This is a genomic window from Stenotrophomonas sp. S39 (genome assembly GCF_016624665.1).
In the GTDB taxonomy this organism is placed as follows: domain Bacteria; phylum Pseudomonadota; class Gammaproteobacteria; order Xanthomonadales; family Xanthomonadaceae; genus Stenotrophomonas.
Genome location: NZ_JACVTT010000048.1, coordinates 1 through 16,428, shown reverse-complemented (window position 1 = coordinate 16,428; position 16,428 = coordinate 1). Strand labels below are relative to the sequence as shown.

At 65.0% G+C, this 16,428-nt stretch carries 11 protein-coding genes; 6 read left to right on the top strand and 5 right to left on the bottom strand.

What is annotated here, in order from left to right; all coding sequences use genetic code 11:
- Window positions 1-503: 503 nt before the first annotated feature.
- Entirely contained in the window at window positions 504-905 is a 402-nt protein-coding gene (locus IAE41_RS13405; protein ID WP_200733455.1) for a hypothetical protein, read from the top strand.
- A gap of 153 nt (window positions 906-1,058) precedes the next feature.
- Here the strand turns inward: IAE41_RS13405 and IAE41_RS13400 are convergent, their stop codons facing one another.
- The 5 genes from IAE41_RS13400 to IAE41_RS13380 all read right to left on the bottom strand — a co-directional run bounded on the left by IAE41_RS13400 (window position 1,059) and on the right by IAE41_RS13380 (window position 9,694).
- A complete protein-coding gene (locus tag IAE41_RS13400) occupies window positions 1,059-4,169 on the bottom strand; it encodes an efflux RND transporter permease subunit (RefSeq protein ID WP_200733454.1) in 3,111 nt (1,036 codons plus the stop codon).
- Window positions 4,169-5,335, bottom strand: a complete 1,167-nt coding sequence (locus tag IAE41_RS13395) for an efflux RND transporter periplasmic adaptor subunit (protein WP_200733453.1) — start codon at window positions 5,333-5,335, stop codon at window positions 4,169-4,171. Before IAE41_RS13395 ends, IAE41_RS13400 begins: the two co-directional genes overlap by 1 nt.
- A gap of 237 nt (window positions 5,336-5,572) precedes the next feature.
- Window positions 5,573-6,079, bottom strand: a complete 507-nt coding sequence (locus tag IAE41_RS13390; protein ID WP_200733452.1) for a fimbrial protein — start codon at window positions 6,077-6,079, stop codon at window positions 5,573-5,575.
- Between the two features lie 35 nt (window positions 6,080-6,114).
- Window positions 6,115-8,622 carry a fimbria/pilus outer membrane usher protein gene (locus IAE41_RS13385; protein WP_200733451.1) on the bottom strand — a complete coding sequence of 836 codons (2,508 nt, stop codon included), beginning with the start codon at window positions 8,620-8,622 and terminating at the stop codon, window positions 6,115-6,117.
- 79 nt (window positions 8,623-8,701) lie between these two features.
- Entirely contained in the window at window positions 8,702-9,694 is a 993-nt protein-coding gene (locus IAE41_RS13380) for a fimbrial protein (RefSeq protein ID WP_200733450.1), read from the bottom strand.
- A gap of 238 nt (window positions 9,695-9,932) precedes the next feature.
- On the opposite strand from IAE41_RS13380, the gene IAE41_RS13375 reads away from it, so the two are divergent.
- The 5 genes from IAE41_RS13375 to IAE41_RS13355 all read left to right on the top strand — a co-directional run bounded on the left by IAE41_RS13375 (window position 9,933) and on the right by IAE41_RS13355 (window position 16,285).
- Window positions 9,933-10,439 (top strand): fimbrial protein, encoded by a 507-nt coding sequence (locus tag IAE41_RS13375; RefSeq protein ID WP_200733449.1) that lies wholly within the window; start codon window positions 9,933-9,935, stop codon window positions 10,437-10,439.
- 52 nt (window positions 10,440-10,491) lie between these two features.
- Window positions 10,492-11,214 (top strand): fimbria/pilus periplasmic chaperone, encoded by a 723-nt coding sequence (locus IAE41_RS13370; RefSeq protein WP_200733448.1) that lies wholly within the window; start codon window positions 10,492-10,494, stop codon window positions 11,212-11,214.
- Between the two features lie 201 nt (window positions 11,215-11,415).
- Window positions 11,416-11,787 carry a DUF805 domain-containing protein gene (locus IAE41_RS13365; RefSeq protein WP_200733447.1) on the top strand — a complete coding sequence of 124 codons (372 nt, stop codon included), beginning with the start codon at window positions 11,416-11,418 and terminating at the stop codon, window positions 11,785-11,787.
- 745 nt (window positions 11,788-12,532) lie between these two features.
- On the top strand, window positions 12,533-14,842 hold the full coding sequence (locus IAE41_RS13360) for an autotransporter outer membrane beta-barrel domain-containing protein (RefSeq protein ID WP_200733446.1): 2,310 nt from the start codon (window positions 12,533-12,535) through the stop codon (window positions 14,840-14,842).
- Between the two features lie 279 nt (window positions 14,843-15,121).
- Window positions 15,122-16,285 carry a lytic polysaccharide monooxygenase gene (locus IAE41_RS13355; RefSeq protein WP_200733445.1) on the top strand — a complete coding sequence of 388 codons (1,164 nt, stop codon included), beginning with the start codon at window positions 15,122-15,124 and terminating at the stop codon, window positions 16,283-16,285.
- The last annotated feature ends 143 nt before the right edge of the window (window positions 16,286-16,428 follow it).

The following is a 16,428-nucleotide window of genomic DNA, read 5'->3' as shown; positions in this document are numbered from 1 at the left end:
ATCGGTTGGGGGTGAGAGGGTACAGGCTCCAGCCAAGATCGACTGCAGACACGCTCGGCTGCATTGCTTTCTGTAGCGCCGAGCCCACGCTCGGCTGCACGTGATAGCCGAGCATGGGCTCGGCTCTACAGAGAATGTCGCAAACTGCACGCATTGACAGCTTTCGCCACGTCGCTGCAAACATTCGCATTTTTTCTATTTTGAAACTTTCCTCATTGGCAGCACGGGCGCCCAGTGCGAATCATGTACCGCCACCGAAAACGGGTGGCACGGGCTTCCAATCCCGTTAGGTTGATGTGTTGGTTACGCTTGCCTGCCGGCGTCGCCCATCCCCTGTGGGTGGCGTCGGCAGGCATTCTGCCCGCGCCTATGGCGGGCGGTGCGTGGGGGCCTCGTGCCCGCCGGCGTTTGCATCAGCCTCCGGTATTGGAACCACGCACCGTCCGCCGCCCTCGCTGTCAAGCAGGGCGGCTTCTCTTTGCCGCATGCATAAGGAAGCCGTCATGAGCACCACACGTTATCCCTACCTCTTCGCCACCCTGGGCGAAGCCGCCAACACGCTGCCCGATGAACTCGCGCAGCCGTTGGAAACCACCCTTGCCGCCCAGCAGTCCACAGAAGGCGTCACTCTGCTGGGCAGTCTGCAGCGCATCCGCCAGGTGGAAGGCGCCGATGGCCAGCCGCTGCGGCGCAAAGGGCGCAACACCGGGCAGTGCATGGCCCTGGCACGCATCAACCGGGCAAATGCCGGGCTGACCGTGCTGCTGGAGCTGCTGCACGCCAGCGAGCGCGTGCGCGAGGATGGCGATGAGGCGCAGCAGATCGGCAACGACGTGCGCGAGGGCCTGCTGCTGGCCTGCCGTGGGTTGTCTGAGTATGTGGATGAGCAGGTGCAGGTGGCCTGAGGCCATTGCGCCGGGCGTGGCCCGGCGCTAACGGATGCAATTCCGCCGGGCATGGCCCGGCGCTACCGGATGCAATTCCGCCGGGCGTGGCCCGGCGCTACCTGTAGATTCCTGTAGAGCCGAGCATGGGCTCGGCTCTACAGCGGGTCGGTGCTATCGACGGCCGAACGTGCGCATGACGATCACGAAGAACAGCGGCACGAAAACCAGCCCCAGCAAGGTGCCCACCAGCATGCCGCCCAGCACGCCGGTGCCGATGGCCCGCTGCGCGCCCGACCCGGCGCCGCTGGCCAGCACCAGCGGCAGCACGCCCAGCCCGAAGGCCAGCGAGGTCATGATGATCGGCCGCAGGCGGTCGCGCACGGCGTGCAGCGTGGCGTCGATCAGCTCAGCACCGTTCTGCAGATGCTCCCGCGCGAAGGCGACGATGAGGATGGCATTCTTGCTGGTCAGGCCCACCGTGGTGAGCATGGCCACCTGGAAGTAGATGTCGCGTTCCAGCCCGGCAACCGTGTTGGCCAGGACCGCCCCGAGGATTCCCAGCGGGGCGACCAGCAACACCGCCGTTGGTACCGCCCAGCTTTCGTACAAAGCGGCCAGGCACAGGAACACGACCACGATGGACAGCGTGAACAGCAGCAACGCCTGAGAACGCGACTCCTGCTCCTGCACCGCCGCGCCGGTCCACTCCAGGCTGAACCCTGCGGGCAGGTCTGCCGCCAACCGCTCGATTTCCGCCATCGCCCGCCCCGATGCAACGCCCGGCGCCGGCTCACCCTGTATCTCCATGGCGGACACACCACTCTGCCGCTCCAGACGTGGCGATGCGTGCGACCAGTCCGCGCGCGCAAACGATGCGAAAGGCACCATGCTGCCCTGCGCGTTCTTCACCGACCACAGGTTCAGATCGTCCTTCTTCATGCGGAAGGGCGCATCCGCCTGCAGGTACACACGCTTGGTGCGGCCACGGTCCACGAAATCGGCCACGTAGCGCCCACCCCACGCCGCGCTGAGGGTGTCCAGTGCGTTGCCGGGATCCAGGCCATGGGAACGCGCACGGGCGGTATCCACCTCGATCTTCAGGGTGGGGGCGTCTGCCATGCCGTTGGCGCGCATCCGGGCGAGCGCTGGATTCTCTGCGGCGGCGGCGAGCAGCTGGTCACGAGCTGCTGCCAAGGCCGCATGCCCGTGCCCCGCGTCATCCTTCAGGAAGAAGCTGAAACCGGAGACCTCGCCCAGGCCGGGCACGGGCGGCGGCGAGAGCACGTACATGCTGGCGTCGCCGTGCCTGGCCAGGGCCTTGGATGCGCGGGCCACAATGGCATCGGCCGAATCTGCCGCCGGTCGCTCGGACCAGTCCTTCAGGCGCAGGAACGCCAGCCCCGAGTTCTGCCCCATGCCGGAGTAGTTGTAACCGGCGACGGTGAACATCGATTCAACCACGGGGTCTTCCTGCAGGAAGTAGTGCTCCACGAATGCGAGCGCGTCCTGGGTTCGCGACAGCGTGGAACCCACCGGCGTCTGTACCAGCACCACCAGCGTGCCCTGGTCTTCGTTGGGCAGGAACGAGCTGGGCAGGCGCACGAACAGCACGGTCATCACCGCACCCAGTGCCAGGAAGGCCAGCAGGAAGCGCCGGGGCCGGGCAAGGACTCCACCGACGCCGCGCTGGTAGGCCGAGCTAGCGCTGTCGAACCGCCGGTTGAAGGCGCCGAACAGCCGCCCAAGCACGCCTTTCGCAGCATGCCCACCACCGTGGGCAACGGGCTTCAGCAACGTGGCGCAGAGGGCTGGGGTGAGGATGATCGCCACGATGACCGACAGCGCCATGGCAGACACGAGCGTGGCGGTGAACTGCCGGTAGATGACACCCGTGGCACCCTGCATGAAGGCCATCGGCACGAATACGGCCGACAGCACCACACCAATGCCCACCAGAGCGCCGGTGATCTGGTCCATCGACTTGCGCGTGGCATCGCGTGCCGAGAGCCCTTCCTCGGCCATGATGCGCTCGACGTTCTCCACCACCACGATGGCATCGTCCACCAGCAGGCCGATGGCCAGGACCATGGCGAACATCGTCAGCATGTTCACCGAGAAGCCAAGGAACGCCAGAATGCCGAACGTGCCCAGCAGCACCACCGGCACGGCAATGGTCGGGATAAGTGTGGCCCGCAGGTTCTGCAGGAACAGGTACATCACCACGAACACCAGCACGACCGCTTCCAGCAGGGTCTTGACCACGCCCTTGATGGACAGCCGTACAAAGGGCGTCGTGTCATACGGAACGACCGCCTTCACCCCCGCCGGCATGCCCGGGCCCAGTGCTTCCACCGCCTTGTCGATGGCTGCGCGGGTTTCAAGCGCGTTGGCACCGGGCGCGAGTGAAATGCCGATGCCGGCAGCGGGCTTGCCGTTCAGTCGGTTGCCGAAGTCGTAGCTCTCCGCCCCCAGTTCAATTCGTGCCACATCGCCCAGCCGCAGTACGCCACCGTGCTCTTTGCTGCGGATGACCACCTGCGCAAACTCGGCCGCCGTGCGCTTGGGGGACGCACCTTCAATGAACGCGCTCAACTGCTGTTCCCGCACGGCAGGCGCGCCGCCGATCTCGCCCAGCGGCACCTGCAGGTTCTCCGCGCCGATGGCGCTGACCAGCTCATCAACGGACAACTGATAGCGGTCCATCTTCACCGGGTCCAGCCAGATACGCATCGCGTACTTGCCGCCAAACTCGCGCACCTGCCCTACCCCGGGCACCCGCCGGATGGCGTCGGCCACGGTGGAACTTACGTAATCCGAGACGTCGGCTTCATTCATCCGCCCGTCTTCAGAGACGAAGGCCAGCATCTGCAGGTAGCCGCCGTTGGACTTGGTCACGGCCAACCCGCGGCGTTGCAGCGCCTCGGGCAGCGACGGCATGGCCAGTTGCACCCGGCCCTGCACCTGGGTCTGCGCCTGGTCCAGGTCGATGCCGTTCCTGAAGACCACGTTGATCATCGCGTAGCCGCCGTACGAGTAGCTCTGCGAGGAAAAGTGCAGCATGCCGTCCAGCCCCGCCAGCTGCTGCTCCACCACCTGCACCACCGTCTCCTCGATGACGCTGGCGGACGCACCGGGATAGATGCCGGTGATGGTGATGGTGGGTGGGGCCACGTCCGGGTACATCGCGACCGGCATGCGGACCAGGGCCAGGCCGCCCACCAGCATGATCAGCAGCGCGATGACCCAGGCGAAGATGGGGCGGTCTATGAAGAACCGTGCCATCAGCCCTCCGCGGCAGCGGATGCGGCATCGGTCGTGCCCGGCGTAGGCGCGCTCCATTCCACCGGAGTGATGCGGCTGCCCGGCTCCAGCTTGTGCTGGCCCTGCACCACCACGCGCTCGCCGGCCTGCAGGCCGTGTTCGACCAGCCAGCGCTCGCCTAGTGCCCGCCCCAGCTGGACGGGGCGGTTGGCGACCGTCCCCTCACTGTCGACCACCATGACGTGCGTCTTGCCGGTGGCATCGCGCGAGACCGCCTGCATCGGCACCAGCAGCGCATCGCGGCGCACGCCGGCGCCGATGGAGGCCGATACGTACATGCCCGGAAGCAGCACGCCATCAGGATTGGCAACGCGGACCCGCAGTGCATACGTGCCCGTGGCGGGGTCAACGCTCACGTCGGAGAACTGCAGGATGCCGGTCTGCCGCAGACGGCTGCCATCCTCCAGTTGGATATCCACCGGAAGCTGCCGGTTGTCCCGCAGCCGCCCATCGGCGATGTCCCGCTTGAGCTGCAACCACTCGGCAGCGGACTGCGAAAGATCCACATACATCGGGTCAAGGCCGCGCACCGTGGTAAGCGCTTCGGGCTGATGCGAGGTGACCAGCCCACCTTCGGTCACGTTGGAGCGCCCGATACGGCCACTGATGGGCGCAGCGATGCGCGCGTGGTCCAGGGCCACCTTGGCGGTCTGCAGCGAGGCCATCGCCATCTGAATTTCCGCCTCGGCGCGCTGGTAGGCCGCCGCTGAGCGGTCCTTGTCCTGCTGGCTTACCAGCTGCGAATCCGCCAGCTGCGCCAGACGCCGGGCTTCCTCGCGGGCAGCGCCACAGGTGGCGTAGGCATGGTTCAAGCGCGCTTTGGCTTCATCCCGGCCCGCACGCAGCTTTATGTCGTCCAGTTGATACAGCGGCTGCCCCTCCTGGACCTCGCTGCCTTCCTCGAACAGACGCCTGGCCACGATGCCATCCACCTGCGGGCGTACCTCGGCTTCGTGGGCGGCTACGGCCCGGCCAGGAAGGACCACATGAAGTGCGGCATCTTCGGGCTGCAGCGTATGAACCTGCACCGGGAGAAGCTCGGTGGCGTCCTCCGGTGCGGAGGGCGAACAGGCTGCAAGCAGGGAAAGCAGCATGAGGGGGGTGAGACGTTTGAACGGAAACGGCATGGGCGGGGCTCCATGTTGGCCGTGGGCTCCGCCTGCACGCATGCGACGGCGGAATGACATCCGCCATTCAATGCACCGCCCCCCGGCAGTTCCCATACAAAAAGTTTTAAAAACTGCTTGGCCGACTGCGCGGTTCAGCCGGCGGTGAGGTAGCCCCCTACAGAAGGGGGCGTGCGAAGACCCAAGGGCTCGTTTATCCGCGCTATCCGGAGATCAAATGCAGTGGAGGCGCAGATATCAATCGTACGCAGCGGTAATAGTGATCTCCGCCGCGATGTTGCCTGCGTTGATGCCGCTGGTGCTGGGAACGTAATAGCCCGCACGTATCGGATAGCTGGCCGTCGCACCGGAGACGGTGACCGGGATATTTGTATCCCCCTTCTTCAGGTAGTCCAGACCCGACGATCCCTTCAACAACGCAATCGACACACCCGACGCCGCCGAAGTGGTGGCCGTGTTCTTCCAACGCTGCGGGTCGCCATCAGCAGCCGTACCATCGAAGGACAACCGCGCGCGCACCACACCTACGCAGCCGGTGAAATTCACCGCCCCGGCCTTCAGGTTGGCGGGGGTGGCAGCGGTCATTTCGTTGGCCTTCACGGGGTCGAGCGGAATAGTTGGCGTGGCCAAGGTGCAGGTGCCGGGCAACACACGCCCGGTAATGGTGAGGGTCGCCGCCTGGGTCGCGGCGATCGGCAGCGCCAGCAAGGCCAGCGCGACGGGAATGAGCAGGTTGGTTTTCATGGGTTTACTCCAGGGAAGCAGTTGTAAGGATTGGATCAACCGGCAGTAGGCACGGGCAGCTCGCCCGCTTGCTCCACCTGCAGGCTTCGGGAATTCAGGGGTGTACACATCGACTCGGTCCACGACAGCCCGTAGGCATCCGGTTCGCTCGGCATCTGGTAGCTGAGGCGGCAGCGCTGCGGCCCGTCAGGGTCGACAATCAGCACGCCCTGGTCCTGCGCGCCGCGCAGGTGGATGACCCCACTCTGGCCGACCGCGCCGGCCGGGCTGCCATCCTCGCGCTGCACACGCGCGGCAAACGGAAGCGGCTGCCCCAACGCATCGGTGGCTTCAATGAACAGTGTCCGCTCGCGGCGCACTTCAAACGGCACGCGCACGATGCCGCCCGCCGTGGGGGCAATCCGCTGCGAGGTCTGCAGCATCTCGACCTCCAGCGGCAGCCCGGAAGGATCCAGTTCGATGGTGTTCCAGCGGTAGGCGCTGATGTGCGGCAACAGCGCGTAGCCATTGCGGGCCACGCGGATGTCCGTGCCTGCCCCGACCCGTGCACCTTCTGCCCCCCGCGCCTGCACCAGCGCAAAGCCATCGCCCACGGGCGGCCCCACGTTGATGCCATTGCGGTGCGCCACCACCGTGCCCGAGGCGCTGAAGGTCTGACTGGTATAGCCGGCTGCACGGCTGTAGCCGGCATTCAGCGTGGCCAGCCGGCCCTGGTAGTCCAGGTGGGCGCTGGTGCTGCTGCGCGCGTCTGTGGCCCAGTTGCTGGACACCGCGTAGGTCAGCGCCTGGCGCTCGCCCAGGCTGCCGCTCAGACCCAACTGCGTCTGCTCGCCCGCCGCCGAGTGGCTCACCTGGCTGCTTGCACGGGGTGCATTCTGGCCACGCCCCAATGGCACGCTGAGGGTGAGCGCGTAACGGGTATCGGATCGCCCATTGCCCATGCGGTAGCGCAGCGCCGAGACGCCATAGCTTACGCGTTGGCGCAGCACACTCTGGAAACCCAGCTGGAAATCATTCTGCCGCGGCGATCCGTCCCAATAGGTGACGTGGCCGCCGCTGAGGTACAGATTGCTGCTCTCCCCCAGCCGCTGGGAAAGATTCGCCTGGTAGCGCTGCTTTGCACGGCCGAAGCTTCCACCGCTGCCGGACTGCGCACGTGCAAAATCATTGAGGGTAAGAAAGCCCTCGGTGCTGTAGCGGTAGGCTGCCAGACCCACATGGGTACCGGTGCGCGCCACATAGCGCTGGTAATTCACGCGCAGGCTGTTTCCCGAAGGGCCTCCCCGCGCGTGCAGCGTTGCCTCTGATCGGGTGACATCGGCGCCAAACGCACCGAAGCCAGTATTAAGGGCCGCACCCGCTACGAGAGCGCGGTACTGTTCCGCCAGCTGCACCCCGCCGAAAGCGGTGACGTGATTGTTCAGACCCCGCGCGTAGGTGCCTTCGGCAAAGCGTAGATGCGCCACGCCGGCACCGCTGTCGCGCAGAGTCCCGGCGCTGGCACTGAACTTCGACGCGCCCTCACGCAGCGCCTGCGGTACCGCGGAGAAGTTGACGGTGAAGCGCTGGCTGCGGCCATCGGCTTCGGTAACCGTCACTTCCAGATCGCCGCCGAAACTGGTGGGGTACAGGTCTTCGATGACAAAAGGACCCGGTGCAACGGTAACCTCGTGAATCACCATGCCGTTCTGACGGATGCTGACCACCGCATTGCCTTCGGCAATACCCCGCACGGTGGGCGCATAGCCACGCAGGGAATCGGGCAGCATGCGTTCATCGGTGTACAACCGCGCACCGGTAAACGACACGCTTTCGAACAGCTCGCCGCCGGTATTGCCTTCGCCCAGCAGCAACTGGCTGTTCAATGCGGGAACGTCACGCTGTAGATGGCTGCTGAGAACGCGATGCTGGGTACCGCGCGCGCTGTGGTTGAACGACGCCCGGTGCCGCAGCCGCCAGTCACCCAGGTTGAGCCCGGCGCGGATGCCCAGGTAGCTGCTGTTGCGGCTGTCGTTGCGGTAGTGGTTGGCGGTGTAGCTGACGAATGCCGCGTTGATGCCTGCATCGCGCTGGGCGGGCGCTACATATCCGCGCGCGGTGCGGGCCTGCGCGGCTTGTGGCAGGGTGATTGCCAGCCTCAGTTCAGCGCTGTCAAATACTACGGTGGCACCGTCCACACGTGCGGCGAGGTCGACACAACCGCCGGCGTCGGCGTGCGCATCCAGCACATCCAGATACTCGGCCCGAAGCGGGAGCGTGCGCATCAGATCCGCCGGCAGGCACGGCTGGGCGTGCTGCGAGCCATCCACGGCAATGAATTCGATATCGCGGGTCTGCAGGAACTGCCCATTGAACATCACATCCACCCGCTGCAGGCCTGCCTCGGTAGGGTTACCGTGGGCATAGCGCCGCATGTCGATGGACTTGCCGCCGATGAGGAAGCCTTCGCTGAACTCGAGCGACGGGGCGGCCAACACGGGCTGGGCATGAGTAGACGCCATGATCGACAGTGCAATGGCGACCGAAAGGCGGGCGATGTTCATTTCATTCTCCACAGAAGGTCATCACCGCTGGCGCCTGGGCAGAGCTCAGGGGCGGTGAGTTACGCGGTACAGCCGCGCGCTAGTAGTAGTCAGCCAGCAGTGACACTTCGCTGCGGATGCTGCCGCCTCGCAGCACACCAGGCGTTCGCTGGTAGCGGGCGCTGAAAGGCACCGAGACGGCACCGCCAGTTGTGGTTCCGTAATGCCATGCATGCTGCATGCGGACCGCAGCGCCGTCGTGTATGACCTGAAGGCCCACCCCACTGATGCTGCTGCCTGGCGCGGGTACCAGCAGATCGCCGGTGCTGGCGGCATCGTGCACGTCGCTCATCTGCAGGATGAGTGGGCGGCCTGTGGAACCACAGTTCACCGCCACGTTGAAAGGCTTTTCGCCTGCGCTCAGCTGCTGGTCGAGCACGCGGGCATCGACGGGGTCCAGCGCCACCGTCTGCGGCGAGACCGCGCAGGTCTGCGACTTGAACTGCACGCCCAGCGTGAAAGTGTGGCGGCCGACAGCCGCCCCTATCCGCGTGGTGGTGGTTGCAACCTGCCGCCGCGATGCCGAGACCATCTGGTCGCCGCGCGAGTAGACGTAGACCGTTATCCCGATGCGTTGTCTGGGCCAGGTCACCGCCCACTCGATATCTTTGGAAACACCGTCCGCCAGCAGGGTATCTTCGTACCAGAGCTCTTGAATTGGACAATCACTCCCATCGGGCTCAACGCAGCCGATGTCACGCGTTGAGTACTGGAATACCAGCAGGGGTGATCCGGGACCGAATTGATACCCGGCCGCAGGTCCATCGTCGGTTTCAACATCACGCACATAGGTGACTCCAGAGAACGCCGGAAGAATGTTTCCCTGCATTTCCGCCGTGCTGTCGCACTGGATTTCAATCTCACCCCTCAGCTCGCCGATCTTCTGGTCGGGCAGTGGCGTGTAGGCCACATCGAAGGTGTGGTCAACGAATGCATCTCCCCCCACCATGCGGCAGGCCGCCTCTGCATTGGATGCAGCAAGCAGGAGCAGCGCAGCAGGGCCAAGCGCGCGTGGCACGTAGGAAATTGACATGGGAAGCTCATGGAGGACGTCGGAAGAGTGCGCCGGAGTCGGAGGCAGCAGCCGACAGCGCAGGCTGCGCACGTTACCTACAAACCACCCGGCGCCACATGCAACTTGTTGCAATCATTCGCCTTATCGGCACTTTGCAACATGTTGTATGGATGCGAAGGGGCATCGCGGAAAGACTGCAGCCCTTCCCGGAGCCCTGTGCTGCGGGCAGAGCCTCCAAACCAAGAAGAGAATCCCGATGTCCATCAAAATGAATCTGCTGGCACTGTCGCTGGCGGCGTCCTTCATCCCGTTCGCACATGCCGAGAAGCTGGAAATCACCGGCGAACTGTCTACCTCCACCTGCACGGTCGGCAGCGTGGGCGGCACCATTACCGTGCCGATGGGCAAGGTGGACGTTGCCACCTTGAATGCAGGCACCCGCGCGGGCCAGAAGAACTTCAGCATCGCCCTGGACTGCTCCGGCTCGGGCGCTGCGCAGGAAGTGAGTGTGCGTTTCGGCGGCACGCCCGATGGCAGCACCGGCAATCTGGCCGTTACCGGCGGCGCTACCAATGTGGGTGTTGCGCTGTATGACGCCGCGGGCAACCACCAGAAGATCGGTGAAGACCCGGCCGTATGGGTCAACATCGCCGCAGGCGCCACTGGCCAGCTGGACTACAGCGCGTGGTACGCCTCGCCGGGCCAGGATGCGACGGCCGGCCTGGCCAATGCGTCCGGCGATTTCGTCGTGCTCTACAAGTGAGCAACAGGCGGGTGGCGTCGCATGGCTCACCCGCCATCCAGAGGGGTATCCGATGAAACTTCAGGTATCGGCGTGGCTTTCCGCGCTTTTGGCAGTATCGATGTCGCTGCCCGTGTCAGCGGCAGTTACGCTGCAGGGCACGCGCATCGTGCATGACGCAGCGAAGGGTCGCGACGTGATCGTCAAAGCCACCAACGTAGGCGATCAGCCAGCCATGACCCAGGTGTGGATCGATGATGGCGACAGCTACGCGCGGCCAGAAGACGTACGCACCCCGTTCCGGCTGACCCCTGCCGAACCGCGGCTGTTGCCGGCGCAGCAGGGCCAGGCTTATCGCATCACCTATGCACCACGCCCGTCGGATGCGCCTTTGCCAGCTGACCGCGAGTCGGTGTTCTACTTCAACCTGTGGGACATTCCGCCCAAGCCGACCGCGACTGAAGACCAGAGCCTTCTGCAATTTGCTGTTCGCACACGGGTGAAGCTGTTCCACCGCCCCGCCGGCCTGCCCGGCCATGCGCGCGATGCGGCAGCAGCCTTGCAGTGGCGGGTACAGGGCCAGGGGCTGCTGGTGCATAACCCCAGCGCGTACCACGTGACCCTGAGCAGCGTGGTCTTGGCCGACGGCCGATCGCTAGCGGTCGACATGATCGCGCCGGGTGCGGGCATCACCTTGCCTCTGCCGGGTGGCGCATCCGTGCCGGCAAGCCTGAAATTCCAGTGGCTGGATGATTACGGCACCGCCCGCGATGCCGAGGCGAAAGTCACGCATTGAGCACTACCGGTTAGGTGTCGACCGCTGGTCGACACGCCGAGCACCACCGGTAGGTGTCAACCGTTGGTCTACACGCGCTTCCGCGCAGAGCCGAGCGTGGGCTCGGCTCTACAGCACTGCGCGCTGCAATTGCAATAAATTGCATGGTGAACGCTCCCCCACCTCAGCGATAGTGCGCGCTTCTTTTTGGAGAGCGTACCGATGCACAAGATGATGATTCCGCTTACCCGCTATGCGCAGTTCAGCGGGCGCGCCAGCCGCAGTGAGTTCTGGTGGTTCCAGTTGTTCATCCTCATCGTGTTCATGCCGCTGCATGTGCTGAGCTTCGTTGCCGGCTACACCGGTTCGGAAGCGCTGGCATGGGTATCGACGGGCCTGGGCGTAGTGGTGTGGCTGGCGATCCTGGTGCCGCTGGTCTCGGTGACTGTGCGCCGCCTGCATGACACCGACCGTTCCGGCTGGTGGTACCTGTTGCTGCTCGTACCGTTTGCGAACCTGGCGGTGCTCGTATTCATGCTGCTGCCGAGCACCCCGGGCGACAACCGCTTTGGTGCCCCAGTTCCGCACGTGTAAGAGCGTGCGTCCGGCAATGGCGTCCATCCTGTTAACGGATGGATTGCCACGGATTTACGTGCAACAGATTCTATTTACGAGCAGTACCGAAGCGCAGAGACTGGCGCAGTAGCTTCAATGGCGTGGTGAAGGGGCCAACGACGGGGACCGTCGGGGCTGGAATGGATGACTCCTTCACTGCGCCTCCCCTTGATGGGATCCAGCCGCCGCGCAATGAATGCGGCCCCTTTCTGAAAGCCCCTTGCTGTCGCCGCAGCGTGCCAGTGGCATCCTCCAGAGTACCTCGCAGGTGGGCGTGAGCTGCAACCAGGCTCGCAACTTCGCGAGATCAACAAGTCCAGCATTGCTCCCTTCACGCACGCACGTGCGCGTGCCAACCAGGGTCGAGGCGCCGGCGCATCGCGATCTGAAACCACTCTGGTGGTGCCACGCGCTCGGCACACGGGCAGCGCTTACGCGTGTTGGCGGCACCTGAACAGTTGCAAACACGACAAAAACTGTCCGAATTCGTATGCAACTAATTGTATTTCGCGCCCAAACGACGGCGTACAGACTGGCACCTACAGCTTCCATGGTGCAACGCAGTAGCACCCGATAGGGACGTCACCGCCAAACCCAAGGGCTCTGCGTTGCACCACCTGCTTGACTGTATTCACGCTGGCTTCACTTAATGAGAGCGTTTCATCAATAGATGAAGTGAATACGGGTCCGTTGCTGAAAGTCCTCTTTCAACTGGAGTTCCGTCATGAAGATCGCAGTGCGTCGTTCCCTGGTGCTGGCCATTGCCGCTGGCATTTCCTTGGCCCCGGCCGTGCAGGCCGGCACTCTCGGGCCGGGTCAGTCCGCCACCGTCAATGCCGGCGACCCCGTTGAGCGCTGGACTGCTATTGGCGCCACGCTTACGTTCAACACCGGCGCAACCGCAGCAGAAGTCACTGTCAACGACGGCTCAACACTCACGATGACAGGGGCAACCAGCACGGCAGCCGATCTGTTTGCTGCAGTCCAGGTTGCATCCTCCAATGCGACCATCGTCAACACCCGCATACAGAACAGCGATGCTGCGGGATTGGCGGTCACCAATGGAGCAGCGGCCGGCGGTGCGGGCAGCGCGTCCGTGGCCGACTCGACCATCATCGGCCAAGGCATCGGAGCCTACACCCAGGGCGGCGTGCTCACACTCAGCAACACAACGCTTGATGGAACGGGCGTCGGAACCGGCTTTCTCCCGCCCGATGTTTCGACGGGCCTGGCGGTTTTCTCCAATTCAAATGTCAGCATCACCAACGGCTCTACGGTTACAGGAGACGAGAACGGCATCGTGGTGCTGGATGACGGCGGCGCGCCTGCCAGCCCGATCAGCGACAACACGCTTACCATTGATGGATCGCGCGTGGCAGGGCGCAACGGCTCGGGCATCGTGGTCAGCGGTGCGGGAATCATTGCCCCAACCACCGTCAATATTCTGAACGGCAGCACCGTCAGCGGTGGCAATGGCGTGATTGCTGAAGCGGTCGATGGCGGCACGTTGAATCTGAACGTGGACGCATCGCAACTGCAGGGCGCGCTTCGTGCCGATGGCACATCGCAGCTGCACGCCACGCTGAACAATGGCGCCGTATTGGACGGCGCGATGACCAACGTCACAAGCGCCACGCTGGACGCCGCCACCTGGAACATGACCGGCGACTCGACTGTCGGCACGTTGGATCTGGGCAACGGCACGATCGCCCTGGGCGATGGCTCGGCCTTCCACACCCTCAACGTGGCCGGCAATTTCACCGGCAACGACGGCACCATCGTGTTCAACACGGTGCTGGCCGGCGACGATGCCGCCACCGACAAGCTGATCATCGGCGGCGACACCAGCGGCAGTGCCAACGTGCGCGTCAACAACGTCGGCGGTGCCGGTGCGCAGACCAACCAGGGCATCGAACTGATCCAGGTCGGCGGTGCATCCAACGGCCAGTTCAACCTGGCTGGGCGTGCGGTGGGTGGCCAGTACGAGTACTTCCTGTTCAAGGGCACCGGTGCCGACGGCAACTGGTACCTACGTTCGCAGCTGCCGACCCAGCCGGACCCGTGCGAGGTGGACCCGACCCTGCCCGAGTGCAACCCGGTCGATCCGGACCCGGTGCTGCGCCCGGAACCGGGTGCCTACCTGGCCAACCTGCAGGCTGCGGAAAACATGTTCCGCCTGGGCTACCACGACCGTCATGCCGGCCAGAATTCCGGCCGCGCCTGGGCGCGCGTGGACGGCTCGCGCAACGGCTTTGATGCGGTCAGCCAGCAGCTGGATATCCGTGGCAACAGCCAGGCGCTGACCGTCGGCGCCGATGTGTGGCATCACGATTCCGGCAGCAGCGTGGGCGTGATGCTGTCCACCGGTAATGCCAGCAGCACCTCCACCAATGAACTGACCGGCTACTACGCACGCGGCAAGGTGAAGGGCGAGGCGCTGGGCCTGTATGGCACGTGGCGCGGCGGCAATGGTGCTGACCCGTATGCCGGCTTCTATGTGGATGGATCGGTGCAGCGTGCGCAGTTCCGCAATCGCGTCGAGGGCATCGGCCTGGCCGGTGAGCGTTACGACAGCCGCGCGTGGCAGGGGGCGGTGGAAACCGGTTATGCCTTCCGCGTCGGCGGTGCCAGCAACGGCGGCATCTATCTGGAGCCGCAGTTGCAGGTGGGCTACAGCCGCTGGGATGGCAACAACCACACTGAAGCCAACGGCACGGTGGTGAATGCCGAGAACGCCGATGGCCTGTTTGGCCGTGCAGGCCTGCGCCTGTCCGGCGTGACCCGCTGGGGCAACGGTACAGCGGAAGTGCAGCCCTATGTGGCCGCCAACTGGCTGCATACCCGCGCCGAATCGCAGATCCGCATGGATGACGAAGTGGTGGATGCGCGCATCCCGCGAAGCCGTGGCGAGTTCAGTGCGGGCGCTACGATCCGGTACGCGAACGGCATGGGCATCTGGGGGGGACTGTCGCTGCAGCGCGCCAGTGGCTACCACCAGAACGCGGCCCAGGTGGGCGTGAGTTACAGCTGGTAATCCCAGCAGGTTGGCACCTGCCAGCAGCCCCGCTCTGGTAGGTGTCGACCGTTGGTCGACACGCCACGATCCGCTCTGGTAGGTGTCGACCGTTGGTCGACACGCCACGATCCGTTTTGGTAGGTGTCGACCGTTGGTCGACACGCCAGAATCCGTTTTGGTAGGTGTCGACCGTTGGTCGACACGCTCTTAGCTGCGCAATATCCAAGTAGTTGCATGGCAACCGCAGGCACTCGCATCGACACTCCGTGGGGTTCCACCACCCACAGGCGATTCTCCATGCGTCACTCCCACCGGGCCGCACTCGCGCTGGCCATTCTCGGCAGCGTAGCCGCCTCCGGCACCGCCTTCGCCCACGGCACGCTGTCCAAGCCCTCCAGCCGCGTCTATTCCTGCTACCAGGGCAACCCGGAAAACCCGACCAACCCGGCCTGTGCCGCGGCAAAGGCCATCGGCGGCGCACAGCCGTTCTATGACTGGGCAGGCATCAACCAGGCCGCCGCCAACGGCAACCACCAGGCGGTCGTGCCCGATGGCGAGCTGTGCAGCGGCGGCAACAGCAAGTACCGCGGCCTGGACCTGAGCCGCAGCGACTGGCAGACCACGCCCATCCGTGGCGATGCGCGCGGCCGCTACACCTTCGAGTACAAGGCACCGGCGCCGCACGCCACGCGCGACTGGAAGTTCTATGTCACCCGCGAAGGCTGGCAGCCGGGCAGCCCGCTGCGCTGGGCGGATCTGGAAGAATTCTGCACCCTCGGCAACGTGCCGCTCTCCGGCGATGTCTACAAGCTGGATTGCCCGCTGCCCAAGCGCACCGGCCAGCACGTGATCTACAACACCTGGCAGCGCTCGGATTCGGCCGAGGCGTTCTACACCTGCGCCGATGTCCGCTTTGAAGGCGGTGGCGGCGTCAACCCGCCGCCGCAGTGGCAGGATGCCGGCCCGGTCACCGCGCGTGGCGCGCTGGAAGTGGGCACCACCCTGAGCCTGCGCGTGTTCAATGCCAACGGCAACGATGTGGAACGCCCGGAGATCACCCTGGCGGCCGGCCAGACCGGTGCCACGCAGTGGCCGCTGGCGCTGGCCCGCAAGGTCAATGCCAGTGCCCGCCACGCGCGCGTCGGCGTGCTGGAGAACGGCGTCATCACGCCGGTGGCATCGGCCACCGAGAACCGCGTGTACCTGACGCCGGGCCATCGCTTCCAGCTCGATACGCGCGTGCCGGATCCCGATCCGATTGATCCGCCGCCGGGTGACTATGACTACGTCTACCCTGCCGGGCTTGGCAGCTACATCCCCGGCCAGACGGTGGTGAAGGGAACTGATGGCAAGCTGTACGCCTGCCGCCCGTTCCCGGAGGGCGCCTGGTGCAACATCAATGCAGAGCCCTACCGCCCGGGCACCGGCTCGGCCTGGCGGGATGCCTGGATCGAGTACTGATGCACCCTGCGAAGGCGGCCACTGGCCGCCTTCGTTGTATCAAGGTAGATCCACGCCGTGCGTGGATGCGGTTCGGGCGGCTCATCCACGCGTGGCGTGGATCTACTGAACCGACAAGGTAGATCCACGCCGTGCGTGGATGC